This window comes from Methylobacterium sp. XJLW, assembly GCF_003254375.1.
In the GTDB taxonomy this organism is placed as follows: Bacteria; Pseudomonadota; Alphaproteobacteria; order Rhizobiales; family Beijerinckiaceae; genus Methylobacterium; species Methylobacterium fujisawaense.
In genome coordinates this window covers 5,907,475-5,930,126 of sequence record NZ_CP016429.1, presented here as the reverse complement: position 1 = coordinate 5,930,126, position 22,652 = coordinate 5,907,475, and the positions used below count along the sequence as shown (strand labels likewise).

The following is a 22,652-nucleotide window of genomic DNA, read 5'->3' as shown; positions in this document are numbered from 1 at the left end:
CGGCCCTACTGATGCTCAGGCTCGGTGACGAGGGCGACCTTCTTGAAGCCGCCGCCGGTCACGATCGCCATCACCTGCGCCACGCGGCCGTAATCGACCCGCTTGTCGCCGCGCACGAAGACGCGCTCCTCGGTCCCGGTCTTGGCGGTCTCCATGAGCTTCGGCACGATCGTGTCGTCCGTCAGCTCGTCCTCGCCCAGGAAGACCTGGCCGGTCTGGCGGATCGACAGGGTGATCGGCTTCACGTCGGAATTCAGCGGGGAGGCCTTGGATTGTGGCAGATCCAGGGGAACGCCCACGGTCATCATCGGCGCCGCGACCATGAAGATGATCAGGAGAACGAGCACGACGTCGATGAACGGCGTCATGTTGATCTCGTTGATGGGACCGCCGCGGCGGCCCCGGCGCCGGCGGCGCTTGCCGCCCTGCGATGCGCCCGCTGCCATGCCCATGGATCATTCTCCTCTGGATCAGCCGGGTCAGGCGGCGAGCGGCAGCCGCTCGTCGATCTGGCGGGAGAGGATGGCGGAGAACTCGTCGGCGAAGCCCTCGAGGCGCGACTGCGCCTTGGTCACCTCGGCCTGGAGCTTGTTGTAGGCGAGCACCGCCGGGATCGCGGCGAACAGGCCGATGGCGGTGGCGAACAGCGCCTCGGCGATGCCGGGAGCGACGACCGCGAGCGACGTGTTCTTCGAGGCCGCGATCGACGTGAAGGCGGTCATGATGCCCCAGACCGTGCCGAACAGGCCGATATACGGGCCGGCCGAACCGATCGAAGCGAGGAACAGGAGCCGCGACTCAAGCCGCTCGACCTCGCGGTGGATGGTGACGTCGAGCTGCTTCTCGATGCGTTGCGAGAGCGACTGGATCTGCCGGCCGGATCCCTCGAAGGAGCGCTTCCACTCCCGCATGGCGGCGACGAAGACGGCGGCGAGGCCAGTGGCCGGACGGTCGTTGAACGAGCGGAACAGCTCCTCCAGGGAGCGGCCGGACCAGAACGCGTCCTCGAACGCGTCCATCTCGGCCTTCGTCCGGCGGAACAGAAGTGTCTTGTCGACGATGATCGACCAGCACCAGATCGAGGCGCTGAGCAGCCCGATCATCACGATCTTCACGACGAAGTGGGCCTGCAGGAACAGGCCGAGCAGCGTCATGTCGGCGACAGGCGCGGCCTGCATCGCGTCGGCTGGGTTCATCCGTCGAGATCTCCTGCTCCGGATCGCGATGCGCCGGGCGAGGCCCGCGTCCGTCGGATCCGTGAGCGATATCAACGCTGTCGCCCGCGAATCTGTCGAAAGTAAGGGCCGTCGGCGGCCCTGCGCCCCGCCGTGGCATCGCCTCCGTTAAGGGCGCGGCAGGGTTAAGGATCGGTTTCGATCCAGGCGATCCTGAGGCACCGGACGCGGGCTTCCGGGCCATTCGGGCTGGACCTGCCGAAAGAGCCTCCCGTATGGTCGCCGCCAGCGGCGCCGAGTCGAGAGCCCTGAGATCCACGCAGGACGCGCATGACCCTCCCCGTTCCCAGCTTGCCCGACCTTCTGCCCACCGGCCCGGCCCGGTTCCTGGGCTGGTCCATGATCGCGGACCCGATGGTGGCCGGCTTCCTGGCGCGCGCGGGTTTCGATGCCGTGCTCTTGGATCAACAGCACGGCACCCACGATTACAAATCTTGTTGTGCGGCGATCACGGAAGTGGCGCTGGCCGGCAAATCGACGCTGGTGCGGGTGCCGGTGGGCGACTTCGCCATGGTCTCGCGGATGCTCGATGCCGGCGCCGCCGGCGTCGTGGCGCCGATGATCAACACCGTGTCGGACGCCGAGGCCTTCGCCGCCGCCGCGAAATTCCCGCCGGTGGGCCAGCGGAGTTGGGGGCCGGACCGGGCCATGTGGCTGTCGGGGCTCCGGAACGGGGCGGATTACCTTGCAGGCGCCAACGACCGGGCCCTCACGATCGCCATGTGCGAGACCCAGGCGGCGATCGCCGACCTGGAGGCGATTCTCGCCGTACCGGGCATCGACGGGATCCTGGTCGGGCCCGCCGACCTGTCGATCGCCCTGTCGCAGGGGACCGTCATCGATCCCCTGGGATCGGCGGTGACGGCAGCCCTCAGCGAGATCGCGCGCAAGACCCGGGCGGCAGGCAAGATCCCCTGCGCCTTCGCGCCATCTCCTGCGCGGGCGCGGGAAATGGTCGGGATGGGCTACCAGCTGGTCTCGATCGAGTATGACGCGATGACCATCGTCAACGCCTTCGCCCGCGTGCTGTGCGAGGCCGATCCATCCCGGGCGGGCTGAGCTCCGGGTAGGCTTGCATTGGCAAGCCGACGCATGATCCGCTCATGGCGCTGGCTGATGCCGGGTATCCGCCGCAGAGCCGGCGGCCGCTTTTGCAAAATCTGATCAGGCGGCCTCTCCCGGCGCGAGACGCTGCCGGAGCGCGTCCGGGAGGCGCACGGCGCGCCCGTCCCGGACGCAAGCGACTGTCACATCGGCTGAAACCAGAACGGCATCGCCCCGCCGGACGTCCTGGGTCAGGTGCATCGATGCGCCGCGCAGGGCGCGGGTTCGGGTGACGACGGTCAGGAAATCGTCCATCCGGGCCGGCCGAATGAAATCGAGGCTCATGCGCCGCACGACGAAGACGAGACCCCGGGCGTCGCGGTGCAGATCGGACTGATCGCCGGCGAGTTCCCGCAGGAGTTCCGTGCGGCCGCGCTCCAGGAAGCGCAGATAGCTCGCATGATACACGAAGCCCGAGAAATCGGTGTCCTCGTAGTAGACCCGCACGCCCAGCCGGTGGCCCTGGCCATCGACCTCGGCCGTTTCGTGCATGTAGGGCTCGATCGCGCTCATGCGCTCCTTTAGCGACGGCTTGAGCGACGGCGCAACACGACGAGGGCCGCCCGGGGGCGGCCCTCGCACAGATCAGCGATGACGCGCGGCTCAGCCGCCGATGCGGGCCGCGAGGCTCGCCGAATGGGCGTGCTCGTCGGCGATGTAGGGCAGCGCCTCGGTGGCGAACTTGCGGCCCTGGGCATTGTCGCCGGACTTGGCGTAGGCGTCGTAGAGCGCCAGGGTGCGGGCGTCAGAGCGGGCCTGCTGGTCGATATAGGTCCGGTCGAAGGCCCGGCCGCTGCGCGCCGCCTGGAGCTGCGCCAGACGCGCCTGGCCGCGGTCACCGAGGGCCACGCGGCGGCCCGGCTCGGCCGGGTTGTTGTCGACGAGCCCGACCGCGCCGAGAGCGCCGCCGACGATGCCGGTGCCGATATTGGCAGCCACCGTGACCGGGGCGAGCACGAGGCCGATTGGGTTGCTCAGGTCGGTGCGGATGCCCTGGTTATCGGACACGACCGATCCGCTGCGCGACAGCGAGGTGTTCGGCGGCAGCAGCGCGTCGGTGGTCGCCTTGCGCTCGACGAGGACGCGGTTGGCGTAGTTGCGGACCTGCGGGTTCCGCGACCGCTGAAGGGCCATGCGGCTCGCCTCGATGCTGGCAGCATCCGAGCGGAGCGCCTCGGCCCGGAAGGCGGGCGTCTCGGTCGCAGCGGCGCCGACGCCGTCCTGATTGGCGAAGGGCAGCACGCGGATCGGAAGGGCGTCCTGCGCGAAGGCCGGCGCAGAGATGGCGGCGACGGACAGGCCGAGCACGGCGAGCGTAAGCTTCTTCATGGCGGAAGTTTATCCCTGACGTTGTTTTTGAGATCTCGAAGATCTGTCGCGATCAGAGAGACAGGGCCTCGATCCCAACAGGCTTGCCGGCGCCCAGCAGACTGAGCGCGGTCGCCTCCACAACTGTCGCGTTTGGGCGCTGTTCCATGGGATCCGTCACTTTTTTCGTGCAGATCATCAGCAAAGTCGGCATCTAAGCTTAGCAATATTGCTTGAGCGGCGTCGTCAAAAGGGTTTGCATCGCAGAGACTTACTGATGCCGCACCGCAAAACCTCTTCGCGGGAGCGTCGTTTTTCGGGGCAATCGGCGCATGAGTTGCGGGAAATGCTGATCCGAACTCCATGCATGGGCAGGTCGGCGGCGGGCCTTACGGCGCGTCGTCTCCGAAGAAGCCGAACTGTCCCGGCGTCTCGCGCTTCGGCTCCGGCAGCTGCATGTGGCGGTAGGCGTGCCGAGTGAGGACGCGGCCGCGGGGGGTGCGCTGCACGAAGCCGCGCTGGATGAGATACGGCTCGATGATGTCCTCGATCGCGTCGCGCGGCTCCGACAGGGCCGCCCCGATCGTCTCGATCCCCACGGGCCCGCCCCCGAAGGAGCGCGCGATCAGGCTCAGGTACTTGCGATCCATCACGTCGAGCCCGGCCGCGTCCACGTCGAGCAGCTGCAGCGCCCGGTCGGCGATCGCCCGCGTCACCGTCTCGGCCTCCGCCACCACGGCGAAGTCCCGCACCCGCCGCAGGAGACGCCCGGCGATCCGCGGCGTGCCCCGCGCCCGCCGGGCGATCTCGTTGGCGCCCTCCGCCGACATCCCCAGGCCCAGGACCCGCGCCCCGCGCGCCACGATCTGCTCCAGCTCGTCGATCTCGTAGAATTCCAGCCGGATCGGGATCCCGAACCGGTCGCGCAGCGGCGTGGTCAGAAGCCCCGCCCGGGTCGTGGCGCCCACCAGCGTGAACTTCGGCAGCTCGATCTTGACCGAGCGCGCCGCCGGGCCCTCGCCGATGATCAGGTCGAGCTGGTAATCCTCCATGGCCGGGTAGAGGATCTCCTCCACCGCCGGGTTGAGCCGGTGGATCTCGTCGATGAACAGGACGTCGCGCTCCTCCAGGTTGGTGAGCTGCGCGGCCAGGTCCCCGGCCTTGGCGATCACCGGGCCGGAGGTCGAGCGGAAGTTCACGCCGAGTTCGCGCGCCACGATCTGGGCGAGCGTCGTCTTGCCCAGCCCCGGCGGGCCGACGAACAGCACGTGGTCCAGCGCCTGGCCGGTCTTCCGCGCCGCCTCGATGAACACCTGCATGTTCGCCCGCGCCGCACGCTGCCCGATGAACTCGGACAGGCTCAGAGGGCGGATCGTCTGATCCACATCTTCGGCACGCTTCTCCGGCGTCAGGAGCGCGTTGGTCGGAGGCTTCGGCTTGCTCATGAACCCTTGCTTCGTGGACCGAGCCGCGCAGCCCGCGATCAGGGACCTCGCAGGACGTCAGGACACCGGCGCGTCCGGTTTTGTTCTTCCTTACTCGCGAATGCCGGGAAATCTAAGCGCCGCGGCCGCGGATGTGAGAGGGCGCACGGCTCACCGCAGCGGATGCAACCGAACCGGCGGCCCGTGCATTCCTGAAGCGAATCCCCAAGCACGGCCGCAGAGCGCGTTTCCCGCCATGAAGATCCGTTTGATTGCCGCCGGCGCAGCCGGCGCCGCATTGCTCCTCATGCCGCTCGCGGCTCAGGCCGCACCCACCCCTGTCGAAACCAAGGTCGCCGAAGCCGATCCGCAGGTTCACGGCGCGACCGTGGAGCGGGACGACGACGTCACCTGCAGCCGGGCCCGTCGCCGCCTGTGGATCGAAGGAGAGGGCTGGGTGGTCCGGCGGATCACCACCTGCCGGTGAGTGTGCCGCATCCGAGCGGCGATCGTGCCGGTATGAGGGGTTATTCAGCACTCTCCGCGGCTGGAAACGCGGAACGGCGGATGATCCGGTCTGTTGGCCCCGCATCCGGCGCGGACCGAGCGCGCCGCCCCTCATCGGAGCCGGCCTCATGACAAACCGGATGGTCCTGACGGTGATCGCCCTGGCGGCGGCTGCGCCCGCGTCGGCGCAGACCTTCCGGAGCATCGAGCCCTACGCGCCGGTTTCGTACGGTTCGGGCTATGCCGGCGATCCGAGCTTCGCCGGCGAATTCGTACGCGGAACCTATATCGGCGCTCCGCTGACCCGCGTGCCGCGCCCGAGCCAGATCGTGCCCGCCCCATGGAGCTACGGCACTTACGGCATCCCGACGGTGACGGGAATTCCGGCCGCTCCGGCGGCCCAGCCGACCCTGACGGTGATCAACGCCGCGCCCAAGGCTCGGCGCCACGAGCGCGCGGTCGGCGCAGACCCGGTGGCCGGGGCACGGGTCATCGCGGTTCAGGTTCCCCGGCGGTGAGCGCCGCAAACCACGGTGCGTAGGGCGTGTTGCGGACGAGGTGCCGGTTCAGGTCTGGCGCGCCGTCCGTCCACCAGACCGGCCCGCGCTCGCCGAGGGCGATCTTGGCCGCGTCGACCGCGGCCCTGGCGGCCGTCAGCGCTTCCGCGGCCCCCGCTTCGCCGGCCCGCTCAGCCTGCTTGGCGTGTTTGACGTCCCGGCGCGCCGCCATCAGGCGCTTCACCAGCGCCGCCCTGCAGGCCTCTGACAAATCCGGGTTGGCGCAGCGCCACAGGCGTTCCCGAACAACGATATAGCGCCGATCCGGAGTGGTAATCGCCACGCTCATGCTGAAATCAGCTCCGTTGGGGGGGAGTTAAGCCTTCCAGCTTAAACCGCGGATCTCAGTTGCGGGTCACGCCATGCAGATTGTCATCGTCGACTCGAGCCGCGTCGTGCTGCAGATCATCACGTCGCTGATCGAGCCTCGGGGCCACGCGGTGCACGCCTTCACGGATTCCGAGCAGGCGCTGCAATTCCTGGCGGCGACGCCCGCGGTTCGCGTCCTGATCACCAGCCTGGAGGTCCGGCCGCTCTGTGGGCTGGAACTCTGCTGGTCGGCCCGGCTTCTCGCGGAATCCCGCGGGCCGCTGCACGTCATCACCATGTCGTCGGCGCGCAACGTCCGCAGCCTGGCCGAGGCCCTCGACAGCGGCGCCGACGACTTCATCGAGAAGCCGCCGAGCGCCGAGGAACTGAACGCGCGGCTGCGCGCGGCGGAGCGCCTGACGACCCTGCAAGAGGAGTTGATCCGCCTCGCCGAAACGGACCCGTTGACCGGCTCCTACAACCGGCGCGCCTTCTTCAACCGGGCGCGCATCGCCGTGGAGCAGCACCGGACCCCGCCCGCGATCTCGGCGATCCTGCTCGACATCGACCATTTCAAACGCATCAACGACGAGCACGGTCACGATGTCGGCGACGTGGCGATCAAGGCCGTGGCCGAGACGATCTCCGGGGAGGGGATCGCCGGACGCCTCGGCGGGGAAGAATTCGCCGTGATCCTGCCGGGCTGCAGCCTTCTGAGGGCGGTGGCGCATGCCGAATATCTTCGTATCGGCGTCCAGGCCCTGAAGATCCGCGGGACCAAGGGGCCGGTGGGCTTGAGCTGCAGCTTCGGCGTCAGCACGTGGCGCGACGGCGACAGCATCGAGGCCCTGGTCAAGCGGGCGGACATCGCCCTCTACGCCGCCAAGGGAAGCGGCCGGAACCGGGTGGTGCCGGACCGGGGCGAGGGGGCCCGGGCCGTCGCAGGTTGAGACGGCGGGGCAGGCCCAAATCGGCACAGTCTGTCGAGCAGTGTTCGGACGTCGTCCCAGATCGGCGCATCGATCCGCCGAGTATCCGCCAGAGCGGCGCGATTCCGCCAATATAAAGCTTAATATTCATCAACCGTTATTGGAACGGATCTTGGAACTTCGCCTTCGATCCCGGCCGCCTGTATCAAGCTGGGAGAGCGAGGTGCGAGGTCATGAGTACGGCCGTTGGCGTCCTGATCCTGGATGAGCCGGAGGACCTGAGCGCGACGGTGCGCGCCACACTGGAACACATGCCGGAGTTCCACACCGTTGGGGAAGCCGATCTGGACCGCGCTGACGCCGGCAGCATCGTCGCCCTGGTCTTTCTCGACGAGATCCGGCTGGCCGACGGCATTGCCCGCATCGTCGCGCTGAAGGAGCGGCAGCCGAACCTCCGCACGCTGGTCGCCTTCGGCGCCCTCACGGCGGACGACCTGCGCGCCCTGCTGGCCGCGGGCGCAGACGCCTTCGTGGCGCGGTCCAAGTCGCCGCGTGAACTCGGCGCCGCGTTGCTCGCTCTCGCCGAGGGCTCCGATTGCCTTGTTCCCCCGGAGCAACCGGTGGCGCTACCGGCCGAGGCGGGGGACGGCCTCGGGCTCACGCCCCGGGAGGCCGAGGTGCTGCGCTTCCTCAGCTCCGGGTTCAGCAACAAGGAGGTCGCGCGGCGGCTGGCGCTCAGCGTCCGCACCGTGGAAACGCACCGGCTCAACCTGCGGCGCAAGACCCAGACCGGACGGCTGAAGGATCTGGTCTCTCTCGCCCGGCAGCTCGGACTTGCGCCCGTCGTCGAGAGCGGGGAGCAGGTCCGGCGCGGGACCGACAGCCGGTCATCCGGCAACGACAACCAGTCCCGGCACTAAGCGGGACTCCGGGCGGTCCCGCCGGGACCGCCCCCCTAAGCAGCCGCAGCCTTCCTGCGGACCCGGGAAGCCCGTTTGGCCTTCGGCGCGGTCTCGGCCATGCCGGACGTCTTGGAAGCGGTCGTCGGCGCCGCAACCTTATCCCGCGGCTTCTTCAAGCTCCGCATGCGCGTTCCCGCCGGCTTGACCCGCGCCCCGGCCCGGACGCTCTCCCCGGCCGCGGACAGCCGCGCCTGGAGCAGCCCCAGCACCGCCGCCTCCTCCGGCCGCAGCCGGGAGAGATCCTCGCTCAGCTCGGACTCGACCGCGCCCTTCACCTGCAGGAGCAGGTCACCCTCCAGATAGCAGTCGAGGATCTGCGGGTGGATGTAGCACTTGCGGCAGATCGTCGGGGTGTTTCCGAGGCGGCCGGCGACGCTCTCGATGGCCGCGCGGATGTTGCGCTTGGCCCCCGCCTCGCTGTCGAAGCTTTCGAACTCGCGCAGCGCCAGCGCCGCCAGCACCGTACCGGCCCAGGTCCGGAAATCCTTGGCGGTGAAGTCCTCGCCGGTGATCTCCCGCAGATACGCGTTCACGTCCGAGGAGGTCACGTCGCGCTGCGTGCCGTCCGGATCGAGGTACTGGAACAGCTCCTGTCCAGGCAGGTCCTGGCAGGCCTTCACGATCCGGGCGACGCGCCGGTCCTTCAGCGACACGTCCCAGATCTTGCCGCTCTTGCCCTTGAACCGGAACGACAGGGCCGAACCCGCGATCCGCACATGGGGATCGCGCAGGGTCGTCAGGCCGTAGCTCTTGTTGGTCCGCGCGTAATCGTCGTTGCCGACGCGGATCAGCGTGGTCTCGAGCAGGTGGACCACGGTGGCCAGCACCTTCTCGCGGGGCAGGCCCGGCCGCTTCATGTCGGCATCGACCCGCCGGCGGATGCCCGGCAGGGCGTCCGCGAAGGCCATGATCCGCGAGAACTTGTTGGCCTCTCGCGCCTGCCGGAAATCCGGGTGGTAGCGGTACTGCTTGCGGCCCTTGGCATCGCGGCCGGTCGCCTGGATGTGGCCGTTGCTGCGGGGGCAGATCCAGACATCCGTGTAGGCCGGAGGGATCGCCAGCGCGCGGATGCGGGCGAGCTTCGCCTTGTCGCGCACCGGGGCGCCCTTCGCGTCGAGGTAGCGGAAGCCGGAGCCGCTGCGGCGGCGCGACAGGCCCGGCCGGCCATCATCGACGTAGACGAGGCCGGCCTCCGCCGCCGCCGCACGGAGGTCTCCGCCGTTTTCCGCCGTCTCGACACCCGCCATGCGCCACCCCTCCCATCTACGCCGCCCGGCTGACCGCCCGGCGGGACGGCCTCGATCAACTGGCATCCCCGGATCGCCGTTCCGGGGCAGCACATCCGTCGCAGGACGATCCGCGCCGACGTGCTAGAGGGATCGGATGCAGTCCGAAGCCACCCCCGGGAACAGGCCCGTTCCGATGCGCCGTCTGGTCTTCGTGGTGACCGAGGACTGGTTCTTCGCCTCGCATTTCCTGCCGATGGCCCGCGCGGCGATCGGCATGGGCCTCGCGGTCGCGGTGGTGACGCGGGTCCGGGCCCATCGCGCCGTCATCGAGGCGACCGGCGCGCAGGTCGTGCCCCTGGAAGCCGAGCGGGCGAGCCTCAACCCGATGGCCGCGGGTTACGCGGCCGGGCAGCTCGCGGCCATCCTCAAGGCCCTCAAGGCCGACATCGTCCACTGCATCGCCCTCCGCGGGATCCTGGTCGGCGGCACCGCCGCCGCCATGGCGGGCATCCCGTCCCGGGTCTACGCGCTGACCGGCCTCGGCCTCGTCGGGGCCCGGGGCGACCGGCTGGGGCGGGCGGCCCGCCTGGCCCTGCGGACACTGATCCGCGGCCCACTGGCCTCGTCCCGAACCCGCTTCCTGTTCGAGAACCCGGACGATGCCCGGGCCCTGGGTCTCGATCCGCTGGAGCAGTCCGTGACCGTGGTGGGCGGCGCCGGCGTCGATCCGGCCGCGTTCGTCCCGCGCCCGCTGCCGCCCATGCCGCCGCTCCGGGTGGCCGTGGTCGCCCGCATGCTCTGGTCGAAGGGGATCGACGTCGCCGTCGAGGCGGTCCGCCTCGCCCGGGCCCAGGGCGCGCCGGTCGAGCTGGCGCTGTATGGTGCGCCGGACCCATCGAACCGGCGGGCGATCGACGAGGGGACCCTGCGTGCGTGGAGCCGCGACGGCATCGTCTGGCACGGGCCGACGACCGACGTGGCGGCGGTCTGGGCCGGCCACCATGTCGCCTGCCTGCCGTCTCGCGGCGGCGAGGGCTTGCCGCGGACGCTGCTGGAAGCGGCCTCCTGCGGCCGGGCCCTGGTCGCGTCCGACGTCCCGGGCTGCCGCAGCCTCGTGCGCGATGGCGTCGAGGGCCTGCTGGTTCCTCCGAACGACGCGCCGGCCCTGGCCGCCGCCCTCGCGCGCCTGAGCGGGGATGCCGGCCTCGTCGCCGGCCTGGGCGCGGCCGCACGAACCCGGATCGAGACCGGGGGCTTCACCGAGGCTGCGGTGACCGACCATGTCCGCGCCATATGGCGCGACCTGCTGGAGGCCTGATCGTGCGCGCACCGGACGATCCCGCCGGATTCATCCGGGCCAACACCCGTCTGCTGCCCGTGCCCCATGCACCCGAGATCCATCTGCACGTCGCCGACGAGGCGACGGACCTCTGGCAGCGGACCGAGGAGGAGTTGCAGGAGATCGGGCTGCCGCCGCCGTTCTGGGCCTTCGCCTGGGCCGGCGGGCAAGCGCTCGCCCGGTACGTCCTCGACCACCCCGACGTCGCGGACGGGGCCCGCGTCCTGGATTTCGCCTCGGGATCCGGGTTGGTGGCGATCGCCGCCGCGCTCGCCGGAGCGGAGCACGTCGTGGCCAGCGACCTCGATCCCTTCGCCAAGGCGGCGATCCGCCTCAACGCCGAGGCCAACGGGGTCGGCGGACGGATCACCCCGGTCTGCGACGACCTCCTCGGCCGCGATCCGCAGGTCGACCTCGTCCTGGCCGCCGACGTCTTCTACGAGCGCGACCTCGCCGGGGCCGTGACCGCCTGGCTCTCCGGTTTGCAGGCGCGGGGCGTCACGGTGCTGATCGGCGATCCGGGCCGCACGTACCTGCCGCGCGACCGCCTCGATTGCCTCGCCACCTATGCGGTGCCGGTCTCGCGTTCGCTGGAGGATGCCGAGATCAAGCGCAGCCATGTCTGGCGGCTGCGCGGATGAGGGGCGGCTCGAGACGGTCGCGTCGGACCGCCGCCCATGCGGCCCCGCCGAGGGTTTATACGGCGCGGGAATGCGCTACCGTCAAAACCACTCGTGTCGCGTGCCGCGCATGCGCCAGAGTTTGCGAAGGCCCGGATCGGGGCATGCTGCGGCGGAAGGTTTCGTGGTGAGTGTCGAGTCGAGTGTGAAGCCCAGCGTTGCCCGCATCGTCGCCTTCTCGGGGAGCGCCAAGCGGCCCTCGCGCACCCGCATCCTGGTCGAGGCGCTCGGCGCCGAACTCGGACGCCTCCGCGGGATCGATCTCGCCGTCTACGACCTGATGGATGCCGGCCCGGGCCTCGGCGCCACGCAGCGGGACGCGCTGTCGGCACCGGCCCTGCGCCTGGTCGAGGCGATCGAAGGAGCGGACGCCCTCATCGTCGGGACGCCGGTCTATCAGGGCGGCTATGCCGGGCTGTTCAAGCACGTGTTCGACTTCGTCGATCCCGCCCGGATGATCGGCATGCCGGTGGCCCTCACCGCCACGGGCGGCGGCCTTCGCCACGCCCTGGTGGTCGAGCACGGGCTCCGGCCGCTGTTCGGCTTCTTTGCCGCGCATGTCGCGCCGACCTCCGTCTATGCCGGATCCGACGACCTGGTGGATGGCCGCATCGTCGACGAGACCGTGGCGGCCCGGATCCGCGCCGCGGCTGCGGAGCTTGCCGCCCTGCTCGACGTGGCACGGACGGCCGCACCCGGCGCATCCGACTGACGCGAGACTCCCCCGGCCTGCCGCGGGCCCTAGATCGAAGGCGGACCACGCTCACCCGCGAGGGATCATGTCAGGTTCTCCGATCACGGCCGGCAAGGCGGCGACAGCGCTGCCCGCAACCTACGTCACGGCCTCCGGCCTGCCGCGCTACCATCCGGTGTCGCAGGCGCTGCACTGGCTGAGTGCGGCCCTTGTCCTGGCGGTCCTGCCGCTCGCCTGGGTCGCGATCAGCCTGCCGCCGACACCGGCCAAGGGCAGCATGTTCGTGCTGCACAAATCGGTCGGCCTCACGATCCTGGCGATCGTGGTCCTGCGGATCGTCTGGCGGATGATCCGGCCGGCGCCGCCGGATCCGCAGGCGCCCCGGCTCCTGACGCTGATCGGCCGCGTCAATCACTATCTCCTGTACGCGATCTTCCTGATCATGCCGATCAGCGGGTACCTGCTCAGCGCGCTGTCCGGTCGCGACACGCCGTATTTCTGGCTGTTCACGGTCCCGGGGCTGCCGAAGGACGATGCGGCCCAGAAGATCTTCGAGGCGATCCACGTCTTCGGCCAGTGGCTCGTCTATGCCCTGGTCCTGCTGCATGTCGCCGGGACGGTGTGGCACCTGATCATCCGGCGGGACGGACTCCTGGAGCGGATGCTGCCGGTACAGGACGGTCGCGGGTCGTCCCGCTGACGGAAACCCCGCGGCGCACTCAGTCGACGCGGCGCAGGACGAAGGCGGTGCCGACCTCCGGTTCGCGCCGCCAGCGCCCATCGCCGCTCGGTGCGAGGTCGATGCTGTGGCCGCGCTTGGCGGTCAGCGTCATCCGCCCGTTCGCGTAGCGCCAGCGGACCGGATCGAACACCTCCAGGCCGCTGTCGTGGCAGCCCGGGACGATGTGCACGCCGCCGCCGGTGCCATCGAGGGTGATCCGGCAGGTGTCGCGCTGCTGGAACCGGTCGAGGGCATAGAGACCCGGTGCGGGGGCCGCCGAAGCAGTCGCCGCCGGCTGCAGTTCGGCCGGAACCGGGGCGGCGGCCTGGAGCGGGGCGGGGTTCGGGCTGGCTGCCACGGCCGGCTCGGACTCGGGCGAGCCTGCGGCGCCGGCCGGACGCATGGCCACGATGTCGAGGGGGACGAGGCTGTAGCGGCTACCGTCCTCGGCCAGCGCGACGAGGCTGCGCTGGTCCGGCCGCCGGGTGAATTCGAGGACGGGGCGGACATTGCGGTCCACGAAGCGGACGTTCCCTTCGACGAACAGCCAGCCGGCGACGCCGTTCAGGACGGGCAGGGCCCGGCGGCATCCGGCCGGGAAGCGCAACTTTTGGCCCGCATCGCCGCTGTCCAGCACCAGGGTCATGACGCAGCGGCGGTTGGTGCCGTCACGGGACAGGTCCCACGTCCCCGGCGCCTGACCGAGCCTTTCGGGCAGGCTGGGCGGCGCGGACGGGACGGGCGGCGCGGCGAGCGTCTCCGCGGCCGGCGGAGCCCCCGGTTCGACGGTCGCGGCCGGCACGTCCTGCGCGGCGGCAGGCCGGGCGACCGCGCCCATTGCGATGAGGGCGGATGCGGCCAGTCGGGCGGCCTGTGCCGGTGTCACGCGTTCGGTCTCCAGGGTGTCTCGGCGACGGGCGTCAGCGGGCCCCGTCCCTCGAACCACGAGACGACGTTGTCGACGACGAGCTGGGCCATCGCCGCGCGGGTGTGCTCGGAGGCCGACCCGACATGCGGCAGCAGGACCGTATTGTCGAGGGCGGCGAGGTCCGCCGGGACGTGCGGCTCGTTCTCGAACACGTCGAGGCCGGCGCCGAGGATCGTGCCCGCCGTCAGCGCTGCGGTCAGCGCCGCCTCGTCGACGAGCGTCCCCCGGGCGACGTTGATCAGGATGCCCTCAGGGCCGAGCGCCTCCAGGACGTCGGCGTTCACGAGATTGCGCGTCTCGGGCCCGCCGGGCGCCACCACGATCAGGATATGGACCGCGTGGGCGAGGCCGATCAGGGTGTCGTGATAGGTGTAGGGAACGTCCGCCCGTCGGCTGCGGCCGTGATAGTCGATCGCGACGCCGAAGCTCTCCAGGCGGTGAGCGATCGCCCGCCCGATCCGGCCGAGACCGAGGATGCCGACCCGCCGCCCGCGCAAGGAGGCCGTGAGCGGGAAGGGGGCCTTGAGCCAGTGGCCGGCGCGCAGGTAGCGGTCGGCCTGGGGGATCTTCCGCAGGGTCGCGAGGACGAGGCCGAGGGCGAGGTCGGCGACCTCGTCGGTGAGAACGTCCGGCGTGTTCGTGACGATGATTCCGCGCCGATGCGCCGCCACGGCGTCGACGGCATCGTAGCCCACCCCGAAATTCGCGATGAGTTCCAGGTTCGGCAGCCGGTCCATCAGCGCCCCGTCCACGCTGACGTGACCGCCGACGCAGAGCGCGCGGACCCGCGGGCCGATCTCGGCCAGCAGGGCCTCGGGATCCGCGGCCTCCGACAGCCTGTGGACCCTGTGCCGCCCCTCGAAGGCCGCCTCGACGAGCGGATGCATCTTCCGGAGCATTAGGATCTCGACCGGGGCCTCAGCCATCGTTCACTCCCATGTTCGGCCGTTCGTCCGCGCCGGCCCCCGCCATCGTCCCGGCATAGAGCCTGTGCGGGGTCGCGCGCCAGCGCGCCGGGCCGCCCGCGGTGACAACCGCACGGATCAGCCGGGCGGCCAATCGACCGGGACAGGGCTCGCCTCTTTCGAAAACCGCGCGCGATGCCTACTAAGGACCACGCATCATCGCGAGAGTTCTGAACCGATCCCATCTCCGAAGACGAAGACCGATGACCAGCCCGCGCACCCTCTACGACAAGATCTGGGACGACCACGTCGTCGATGTTCAGCCGGACGGCTCCAGCCTCCTCTACATCGACCGTCACCTCGTTCACGAAGTGACGAGCCCGCAGGCGTTCGAGGGTCTCCGCGTGGCCGGCCGGAAGGTGCGCCACCCGGAAAAGACGCTCGCCGTGGTGGACCACAACGTCCAGACATCGGACCGCACGCAGGGCATCGACGACCCTGAGAGCCGCACGCAGCTCGAGGCGCTCGCCGAGAACGTCCGCGATTTCGGCATCGAGTTCTACGACGCCCTCGACCGGCGCCAGGGCATCGTCCACATCATCGGCCCCGAGCAGGGCTTCACGCTGCCCGGGCAGACGATCGTCTGCGGCGATTCGCACACCTCGACGCACGGGGCCTTCGGGGCGCTGGCCCACGGCATCGGCACCTCGGAGGTCGAGCACGTGCTGGCCACCCAGACGCTGGTGCAGCGCAAGGCCCGGAACATGCGCGTCTCCGTCGACGGGACGCTGCCGCCGGGCGTGACAGCGAAGGACATCATCCTGGCGATCATCGGCGAGATCGGGACGGCTGGCGGCACCGGCCACGTCATCGAGTATGCCGGCGAGGCGATCCGCGCCCTCTCGATGGAAGGCCGGATGACGATCTGCAACATGTCGATCGAGGGCGGTGCCCGCGCCGGCATGGTGGCTCCCGACGCGACGACCTTCGCGTACGTGAAGGACAGGCCGAAGGCACCCAAGGGAGCGGCCTTCGACGCCGCGCGGCGGTACTGGGAGAGCCTCGTCACGGACGACGGCGCCCATTTCGACCGCGAGGTGCGCCTCGACGCGGCCGCCCTCCCGCCGCTGGTGAGCTGGGGCACGAGCCCCGAGGACGTGATCTCGATCCAGGGCCGCGTGCCGGACCCGTCCGAGATCGCCGACGAGAACAAGCGGCAGTCGAAGGAGAAGGCGCTCGCCTATATGGGCCTGACGCCGGGCACCAAGATCACCGACATCACCCTGGACCGGATCTTCATCGGATCCTGCACGAACGGCCGCATCGAGGATCTGCGCGAGGTCGCGCGGGTCGTCGGCGACCGCAAGGTGCACGAGGGCGTCTCGGCGATGATCGTGCCGGGCTCTGGGCTGGTGAAGGCGCAGGCCGAGGCCGAGGGCCTCGACAAGATCCTGAAGGCGGCGGGCTTCGACTGGCGGGAGCCGGGGTGCTCCATGTGCCTGGGCATGAACCCGGACAAGCTGCGGCCGGGCGAGCGCTGCGCCTCGACCTCGAACCGCAATTTCGAGGGCCGCCAGGGTCCGCGCGGGCGCACGCATCTGGTCTCGCCCGCGATGGCGGCGGCTGCGGCCGTGGCCGGACGATTCGTCGACATCCGGGAATGGCCGCAGGGTTGAAATCCCGATTGACGGCGGCGGCTCGGTTGCCTAAACGGAGCCGTCGCCGGCCGATGGCCGACGGCAAGCCCAGGTGGCGGAATTGGTAGACGCGCTGGTTTCAGGTACCAGTCTCGCGAGAGGTGAAGGTTCGAGTCCTTTCCTGGGCACCAAATGCCTGACAGCAGCCCGCCAACGCATTGGCGGGCTTTGTTGTTTCTGAGGTGCGGAATTCCTGGGCCCAGGGGGCGAGAGTTCTGCGCGCCTCGCGGGCCATCCGAGCCCGGTTGGTCGTCCACGTGTAGGTTGCGCTCTCCCAACTTCCGTCGGCCCAACCGAACAGGGCGTCGAGTTGCGCCTCTGTCGCCCCGTTCTCGGCGGCGCGACGCGCTCCGGCCTTCCGCAGCCCATGAGCCGGACCCGGGCATTGGGCCTCGCGGTAGACCTTCCCGACCCACGTGCCGAACGATTCCTTGGTGGACGGCTCTCCGCGCTCGGTGCAGATGAACGACGGATCGCCCGTCGGCCCCGCGGCGATCGACGCGGCGAGGGCTGTCAGGATCGGCGCGATCACCACCATCCGGGTCTTTCGGTGCGGATGGGGAATTCACCGTTCCGGACGTGCTGGCAGCCGAGCCGAACCGCGTCGCCGCGGCGCAGGCCGGTGTAGAGCAGCAGATCGAAGGCGAGGCGCTGCGGGTGCCGACCGGCCAGCAGGCCTCGAACCGCGCCAATTCCTCTCCGGTCCAGGCTTGGAAGCCGCCCGCATCGTTCCGGCCCGAGAGGAGCGACACGCCCCGGGTCGGATCGGACGGCACCAGCCGGCGCCCTACGGGGCCGTCCGCACGGCTGCGATCCGATGTGTCGCCCGGGGGTCGCTCTGACCGGAAGGGACAAATGATGGTCGGACCGCTCGCCGGCCGCGCATCGAGCGAACGGAGATCTGAGGAATGCAGGAGCAATGATGAATCGCGCCCGGAGCACGGGCAAAGGTCGCTAAGCGACCTCGAGGTCGCGATCGAGATCGACGAGCGCGCGATAGGAGTCGATCGGCTGCGGCTTGCCGCGCAGATAGCCTTGTATCTCTGCACACCCGTGCTGCCGTAGAAACGTCAGCTGCGCCTCTGTCTCGACGCCCTCCGCAATGACCGGAATGTCCAAGCTCTCACCGAGACTGAGGATTGCCCGGACGATCGCGCCGCCTTTGCTCGTCACGCCGATCTGCCACACGAACGACCGATCGATCTTGATCTTGTCGAACGGAAAAGCCTCCAACGTCGCCAGGGATGAGTATCCCGTTCCGAAATCATCCATCGAGATGCGCACACCGAGCGCCTTCAGGTCGCGCAGTGTCTCCTGCGCGCGTGCCGAACCCTTCAGAAAGAGGCTCTCGGTCACCTCGAGTTCGAGACGGTCGGCCTTCAGTCCGGTCTCCTTGAGCACCGCACCGACGACATCGCACAGGTCGGCTTGCTGGAGCTGCGCGATCGAGAGATTGACGGCGATGCCGAGGGGCAAGGCCCAACGCGCAGCCTCGCGGCAAGCCTCACGGAGCACCCACTCGCCGAGCGGGAGGATCGCCCCGGTCTCCTCTGCCAGCGGTATGAACTGCGCAGGCGAAATCGTCCCACGGGTCGGATGAGTCCATCGCAGAAGCGCTTCGAAGCCGCAGGCGCGATCCGAGGCGACTCTGAACTGGGGCTGGTAGTGCAGCGCGAACTGTCCGGTCCCGATCGCCGCGCGCAGGTCCAGAGCCAATCGGTGCCGCTCGAACGCTGCCTTATCCATCTCCGCCTCGAAAAAGCGGTAGGTTCCCTTGCCTTCCTTCTTGGCGCGCACCAGCGCCATATCGGAAGCGGACAGCAGGGCGTCGTAGGTGTCGCCATCGTGGGGGAAGAGAGCGATCCCGACACTGCAACTGACGGAATACCGCAGCTCGCCGTCGGCGTAGGGCGCAGAGATCGCCTCGATGATCGCCTGGGCCCTCGCGGCAGCGTGCCCGGTGGCGGCGAGATCTGTCGCCAGCACCGCGAATTCGTCGCCGCCGAGGCGCGCGACCGCGCCGCGCGCGCCGATCAATCCCTTCAAGCGCGCGGCGACCTCGATCAGCAGGCGGTCTCCGGCCGGATGGCCGAACAGATCGTTGACCTGCTTGAAGCCGTCGAGGTCGAGACAGAGAAGGGCCACATCCTCGGCCCGATCGGCGCTTGCCGCCAACTCAAGCTCGACGACCTCCTCGAAATGCAGGCGATTCGGCAATTGGGTCAGGACGTCGTGCCGCGCCAGGAAGCGCAAACGCGCTTCGCTCCGACGGCGCTCCGTGATGTCCTCGTGCGTCGATATCCAGCCTCCGTCCGGAAGGAGCACGCGGAGGACGCTGATGTCCCGATCGTCAGTCAGATGCATGACGCTCGCCGTGTCCGAAGGCACCCGGGGCAATGGCGGCGTCAGCACGGCTTCCCAGGGACCTCCTGAGCCGCGGTGCTGCGCCAGCACGAACCTGCGGAGATCCTCGGCTTTCGTGCCGGGTTGCCGAAGGTGATCGGGGATTGCGTAGAGACTGGCGAAGCGCGCGTTCAGGATGACGAGCCGCTCGTCGGCGTCGAATAGGCAGAGCCCCTGAACCATGTTGTCGAGAGCGACGCCGAACCGCTCGTAATGGGCGCGTAAGTCACGCTCGCTGCGGGCGCGTTCTTCGGCGCTCGCGATCCGCCGCTCGGCGCTCGCCCCCCGAAGAAAGAGCCGAAACAGGGCCGCGATGCACACCAGAAGGAGTGCCGTTGCTGCACCGACCGCGAGCGCCTGCCGGCGGAAGGGGGCCAGGCACGCTTGCGTCGTGCGACTGATGCTGAGAATGAGCGGGTAGCCGGCGAGAGCCTTCGTCGCGATGATCCGTTCTTGATCATCGACGGGGCTCACGTTGCGCATCACGCCGCCCAGAGGACTCGTCTGGGCGATCCGCGCGGCCCCCGTGGTCGGCAGGATCTTGCCGATCACGTTATCCCGATAGGGATGACGGACGAGCAGCATCCCGTCGTGGCGGAAGACCGAGACAACAGCGTCGTCGGTCGGTGCGATCTGCCGGTACAGTCGTTCGAAATAGCCGAGCTCGATCGCGCCGAGCACGAGGCCGAGGAACGTTCCGTCGGGTGCCGTGACCTTCCGGGCGATGTAGATCGTCCAAGCGCCGTCGCCGCGGTTCTGCACCGGTTGGCTGATGAAGCGTTGCAGCTTCGGGTCCGCTGCGAGTGCCTTGAAGTAATCCCGATCTGCGATGTTGACGTTCGGGATCGGCCAGAAGCGGCTGAAGTTCAGGAGCTGGCCGGCGTGATCGATGATCGTGACCGCGTTGACCTGTGGCAATGCCGCAACGCGCGCTTTGAGTGCCTCATGTAAGTCGCGCCGGCTCGCCGCCGCCGCGTACTCCGCGGGAGTCGAGACCTTTGCGCCGGCCATATCCTCGATGATGGCTTCTTGAACGATCTCGAGGGCCTGGAGCGAGCGATCGGCCTGATCAGCGAGGATCGTGGAGAGTCCGATGAGGTTGCGTTCGGTATCCTGCAGCGCCTGACCGTACATGTCGGCGATGAAGACGATCGCGCCTGACACAATCGCAAAGGCCAGAACGACCAGTGACGTAACGAGAGCGGCATACGATCGAACAGGTGATCCGAACATCAATGGAACCCTGGCACTGATGTTCAACTTTATTCAGACTGGAAGCAAAAGGCGAAAACGTCGATCGAGGCGGTTAGTCCATGGCACGCGCGGCTCGCAGCCCTCGGCGGTCGTTCAGGGTCCTGCCGTCGCGCGTGTCGAGCTTGGCGGACCTAGCCGGGTCGGGACATGGAGCATGGTGATCGTTCAGGGCAGGTGACCGGCGAAGCCTCTCCGCCGACGCCTGGCGCACCTCTGGACAAGCCGATCGCACACAACCGACTAAGACATCGTTGCCAGGGCGAGACGCCCGTTTTCGGGACCTGCCGATAACGGCTCGGACGGCTGGGACAGGCGTTCGCTCGGCGAGCGGGTGCTTGAAACCGCCTTCCCGGCCGACCTCGATCCCGATGACCGGGTCTATCCGTGCCCGCCCGCCACGTGCCTCGCGGACGAGACGCCGCACCAGGAATCCGGCACCGTCACGGTGTGCTACCGAGCCGGCTACCCTGTGGTGGACGGACGCAGCACGGTCCCGGCGCCGATCCGGCACGCGATCCTGCTGATGGTCGGGCATCTGCGCGACCTGCGCAAGATCGGCTGGGGGCTGGCCTCGGCGGTGCTGCTGGCCTTCGGGGGGATCGGGCTGGCGAAGATCGGGCTGGCGGGGCGCTGAGCCTGATCGGAGACTCGAAACCGCGCCGTCTCCCCGCGCGCAGACCGGGCCTCGACATGCCCCGAAAAGACCACCGTGAACCGCCCGGCTCCGGCCGCGGCGGCTTATTTGCGGACTCAAGCGCAGCCGTCGGAACGACCCTCCGCCAGATCCCATTGTCCCCATACATGCCTTTCAGGGGGCCATGACATGCTGAAGGTCACCTACATCGACTTCCACGAGAAACCGGGCAGCACCGTTCACAGCGGCTGGTACATTACCGACGAGAACGGGGCGATGATCGGCGGGGCGCATCGCTACGCGGACCAAATCAGCGGACTGCGGGCCCTGCTCGCGCTCAGCTGATTTTACCCCTCGGGAGATCTCGGCCCGCCCGGTCCGCCGGCGCGGGCCTTTTCGTGTCGGCTGGCCCGCGGCTTGCGCTGGCCCAACACGCCACCCAAAAATTCACGCAGCCCCGCCGGCACCGCCGCGCGGGGCTTTTTCATCCGCGGTTGGCTCGCACTCTTGAACGCTCGAACACAACCACGGGTCGAAAAATCGGCCCAACCAATCAGCCGGGCTCACGTTCAGACGGATAAGAAAACTCTGGATTTTCCGAGTTCAGAGATGCCGCGTATGCCAGGCTCGCGAAGAATTTTCGGACCTTGTAGGGTGCACAATTATACAATTCACCGCGCCCAGGGTAGACCATGCCATACAGGGCCTGGCCTGGATCGCCGATCTTGTCAGCATTTGCAGACCTGCAAACCATACGGAACTCTTTAAATCCTGCGAGGACCGGGCCGGTAAGATCGCTGACACGCACGTTCCACCCCCTCAATCGTACTCGGGCTCAATGACTCCATCCCGTTGCGATCCGCAAATATAGGCCATCACTCCGCAGGTCAATAAACCGAGCGCGGATTGGCTCCGACTCCGTATTCGATATCTGATTTGCGCGCGGTCTGTGTCGGTGCTGATGTCAATAAGGTGCGGTCGCCCAGACTCGATGATGAACGACGTCGCGTTTTGCGGCCCCGCCTGCGCCGTCCGTGAGGCAATGAGCCCACCGCTTGCGACGCTCTGCCCGCCTCTTCCCGGACCAATCTTCAGCCTCGCCGCCGCCGCGCTGGGCTGCTTCGTGCCCCGATACCCGGTGCGGTACCATCCTGAGCCCGGCCGGTATGGCCCGGTGACCGCCGCGGACGTCCTGAGCCCGAGCCACCTTAAGTATCGGCCCGGCCCAGACGTTGGTGAGATCAGGCGCTCCCCCGCCCCGTGAGCAGATTGGGGCGGGGCCGAGCGGCCGATTCCCGGCGATGGCGCCCGCGCCACACGGGGCGGCGTGACGATTTCGGAGCCCGTTATCGACCCTTGCGCGTCAGCGTGCCCTGGAATTCACACGAGGCGCCGTGCCACGCCAGGCAGCCGTCCTCCTCCAGAGCGACCGATCGAAGGTCGGGGCTGTAACGGGCCATGATCCGGCAAGTCTGTCCGTTCTCGGTCTTGCTGAAGAGGATCGTACGAGGCCCGGTCGATCGGCCCTTCATGGTCACACCACCACCGCAGCCTCTGGACCCGACCGAGAACTCGGCGACATAGCCGGACGCACCGGACGCCTTCACGACGACGCCCTGCTCGTATCCATCTTCCTTGCGCTCGAAGATGCCGGTCGCCTGCCGTCCAGGGCCGGCGGCCTGAACTGGAAAAGCGAAGAGGGTCAATGCAATCAGGATCTGGAGCCGGTGGCACATCAGACGGCAACCCTGCCAGCGTGAGCGTACAGGCAGAAATCAAAGATCTTGCCCGGCAGCCATGGCGCTTTTCGCGCTTCCGACCCGTGGCAGGTGC

The 22,652-nt window shown here is 68.9% G+C and carries 23 protein-coding genes and 1 tRNA gene; 13 read left to right on the top strand and 11 right to left on the bottom strand.

Annotated elements, in window-relative coordinates; translation table 11 throughout:
* Nucleotides 1-5: 5 nt before the first annotated feature.
* A complete protein-coding gene (locus A3862_RS27340) occupies nt 6-452 on the bottom strand; it encodes an ExbD/TolR family protein (protein ID WP_043349109.1) in 447 nt (148 codons plus the stop codon).
* A 27-nt stretch (nt 453-479) separates the two neighbouring features.
* Entirely contained in the window at nt 480-1,196 is a 717-nt protein-coding gene (gene tolQ / locus A3862_RS27335) for a protein TolQ (RefSeq protein WP_043349106.1), read from the bottom strand.
* A 309-nt stretch (nt 1,197-1,505) separates the two neighbouring features.
* Between tolQ and A3862_RS27330 the strand changes: the two genes are divergently transcribed.
* A complete protein-coding gene (locus A3862_RS27330) occupies nt 1,506-2,294 on the top strand; it encodes an HpcH/HpaI aldolase family protein (RefSeq protein ID WP_111474132.1) in 789 nt (262 codons plus the stop codon).
* A gap of 105 nt (nt 2,295-2,399) precedes the next feature.
* Here the strand turns inward: A3862_RS27330 and ybgC are convergent, their stop codons facing one another.
* The 3 genes from ybgC to ruvB form a co-directional block, all read right to left on the bottom strand.
* Nucleotides 2,400-2,852 carry a tol-pal system-associated acyl-CoA thioesterase gene (ybgC, locus tag A3862_RS27325; protein WP_205782303.1) on the bottom strand — a complete coding sequence of 151 codons (453 nt, stop codon included), beginning with the start codon at nt 2,850-2,852 and terminating at the stop codon, nt 2,400-2,402.
* A 90-nt stretch (nt 2,853-2,942) separates the two neighbouring features.
* Nucleotides 2,943-3,668: a DUF4142 domain-containing protein gene (locus A3862_RS27320; RefSeq protein WP_043349102.1), complete on the bottom strand. Its 726-nt coding sequence runs from the start codon at nt 3,666-3,668 to the stop codon at nt 2,943-2,945.
* Between the two features lie 368 nt (nt 3,669-4,036).
* Nucleotides 4,037-5,092, bottom strand: a complete 1,056-nt coding sequence (gene ruvB, locus A3862_RS27315) for a Holliday junction branch migration DNA helicase RuvB (RefSeq protein WP_043349101.1) — start codon at nt 5,090-5,092, stop codon at nt 4,037-4,039.
* A gap of 235 nt (nt 5,093-5,327) precedes the next feature.
* Here ruvB and A3862_RS27310 point away from each other — a divergent pair, with 235 nt between their 5' ends.
* Both A3862_RS27310 and A3862_RS27305 read left to right on the top strand, forming a co-directional pair.
* Nucleotides 5,328-5,558 carry a hypothetical protein gene (locus A3862_RS27310; protein WP_043755845.1) on the top strand — a complete coding sequence of 77 codons (231 nt, stop codon included), beginning with the start codon at nt 5,328-5,330 and terminating at the stop codon, nt 5,556-5,558.
* A gap of 148 nt (nt 5,559-5,706) precedes the next feature.
* Nucleotides 5,707-6,096: a hypothetical protein gene (locus A3862_RS27305; protein WP_043755846.1), complete on the top strand. Its 390-nt coding sequence runs from the start codon at nt 5,707-5,709 to the stop codon at nt 6,094-6,096.
* On the opposite strand, the gene A3862_RS27300 is transcribed toward A3862_RS27305, so the two are convergent.
* Nucleotides 6,068-6,424: a hypothetical protein gene (locus A3862_RS27300; protein ID WP_111474131.1), complete on the bottom strand. Its 357-nt coding sequence runs from the start codon at nt 6,422-6,424 to the stop codon at nt 6,068-6,070. The genes A3862_RS27305 and A3862_RS27300 overlap by 29 nt on opposite strands.
* A 73-nt stretch (nt 6,425-6,497) precedes the next feature.
* Here A3862_RS27300 and A3862_RS27295 point away from each other — a divergent pair, with 73 nt between their 5' ends.
* Nucleotides 6,498-7,394 (top strand): GGDEF domain-containing protein, encoded by an 897-nt coding sequence (locus A3862_RS27295; RefSeq protein WP_043349093.1) that lies wholly within the window; start codon nt 6,498-6,500, stop codon nt 7,392-7,394.
* Nucleotides 7,395-7,606: 212 nt separating this feature from the next.
* Nucleotides 7,607-8,293 carry a LuxR C-terminal-related transcriptional regulator gene (locus tag A3862_RS27290; RefSeq protein WP_043349091.1) on the top strand — a complete coding sequence of 229 codons (687 nt, stop codon included), beginning with the start codon at nt 7,607-7,609 and terminating at the stop codon, nt 8,291-8,293.
* 35 nt (nt 8,294-8,328) lie between these two features.
* On the opposite strand, the gene A3862_RS27285 is transcribed toward A3862_RS27290, so the two are convergent.
* Nucleotides 8,329-9,582: a DNA topoisomerase IB gene (locus tag A3862_RS27285; RefSeq protein WP_111474130.1), complete on the bottom strand. Its 1,254-nt coding sequence runs from the start codon at nt 9,580-9,582 to the stop codon at nt 8,329-8,331.
* A 136-nt stretch (nt 9,583-9,718) separates the two neighbouring features.
* Between A3862_RS27285 and A3862_RS27280 the strand changes: the two genes are divergently transcribed.
* From A3862_RS27280 to A3862_RS27265, 4 genes are all read left to right on the top strand, one after another.
* Complete coding sequence (locus A3862_RS27280) at nt 9,719-10,882, top strand: glycosyltransferase (RefSeq protein ID WP_052083543.1); 1,164 nt, start codon at nt 9,719-9,721, stop codon at nt 10,880-10,882.
* A gap of 2 nt (nt 10,883-10,884) precedes the next feature.
* Nucleotides 10,885-11,544, top strand: a complete 660-nt coding sequence (locus A3862_RS27275) for a class I SAM-dependent methyltransferase (protein WP_043755852.1) — start codon at nt 10,885-10,887, stop codon at nt 11,542-11,544.
* 184 nt (nt 11,545-11,728) lie between these two features.
* Nucleotides 11,729-12,295, top strand: coding sequence for an NAD(P)H-dependent oxidoreductase (locus A3862_RS27270; RefSeq protein ID WP_043755854.1), 567 nt, complete (start codon nt 11,729-11,731; stop codon nt 12,293-12,295).
* 67 nt (nt 12,296-12,362) lie between these two features.
* Nucleotides 12,363-12,977: a cytochrome b gene (locus A3862_RS27265; protein WP_043354496.1), complete on the top strand. Its 615-nt coding sequence runs from the start codon at nt 12,363-12,365 to the stop codon at nt 12,975-12,977.
* 19 nt (nt 12,978-12,996) lie between these two features.
* Here the strand turns inward: A3862_RS27265 and A3862_RS27260 are convergent, their stop codons facing one another.
* Together A3862_RS27260 and A3862_RS27255 are read right to left on the bottom strand one after the other, a co-directional pair.
* A complete protein-coding gene (locus A3862_RS27260; protein ID WP_043755855.1) occupies nt 12,997-13,884 on the bottom strand; it encodes an AprI/Inh family metalloprotease inhibitor in 888 nt (295 codons plus the stop codon).
* Nucleotides 13,881-14,852 (bottom strand): 2-hydroxyacid dehydrogenase, encoded by a 972-nt coding sequence (locus A3862_RS27255; protein ID WP_043755857.1) that lies wholly within the window; start codon nt 14,850-14,852, stop codon nt 13,881-13,883. Before A3862_RS27255 ends, A3862_RS27260 begins: the two co-directional genes overlap by 4 nt.
* Before the next feature lie 242 nt (nt 14,853-15,094).
* Between A3862_RS27255 and leuC the strand changes: the two genes are divergently transcribed.
* Both leuC and A3862_RS27245 read left to right on the top strand, forming a co-directional pair.
* Entirely contained in the window at nt 15,095-16,507 is a 1,413-nt protein-coding gene (gene leuC / locus A3862_RS27250) for a 3-isopropylmalate dehydratase large subunit (protein WP_043388616.1), read from the top strand.
* A gap of 67 nt (nt 16,508-16,574) precedes the next feature.
* A tRNA-Leu gene (locus tag A3862_RS27245) sits at nt 16,575-16,659 on the top strand.
* 823 nt (nt 16,660-17,482) lie between these two features.
* Here A3862_RS27245 and A3862_RS27235 read toward each other — a convergent pair.
* Nucleotides 17,483-20,164: a bifunctional diguanylate cyclase/phosphodiesterase gene (locus tag A3862_RS27235; RefSeq protein WP_052083549.1), complete on the bottom strand. Its 2,682-nt coding sequence runs from the start codon at nt 20,162-20,164 to the stop codon at nt 17,483-17,485.
* 352 nt (nt 20,165-20,516) lie between these two features.
* Between A3862_RS27235 and A3862_RS27230 the strand changes: the two genes are divergently transcribed.
* Together A3862_RS27230 and A3862_RS31700 are read left to right on the top strand one after the other, a co-directional pair.
* Nucleotides 20,517-20,819, top strand: coding sequence for a phage gp6-like head-tail connector protein (locus tag A3862_RS27230; protein WP_043755885.1), 303 nt, complete (start codon nt 20,517-20,519; stop codon nt 20,817-20,819).
* A 189-nt stretch (nt 20,820-21,008) separates the two neighbouring features.
* Complete coding sequence (locus tag A3862_RS31700) at nt 21,009-21,164, top strand: hypothetical protein (RefSeq protein WP_158498440.1); 156 nt, start codon at nt 21,009-21,011, stop codon at nt 21,162-21,164.
* Nucleotides 21,165-22,165: 1,001 nt separating this feature from the next.
* On the opposite strand, the gene A3862_RS27225 is transcribed toward A3862_RS31700, so the two are convergent.
* Complete coding sequence (locus A3862_RS27225; RefSeq protein WP_043755886.1) at nt 22,166-22,555, bottom strand: hypothetical protein; 390 nt, start codon at nt 22,553-22,555, stop codon at nt 22,166-22,168.
* Nucleotides 22,556-22,652 lie beyond the last annotated feature (97 nt).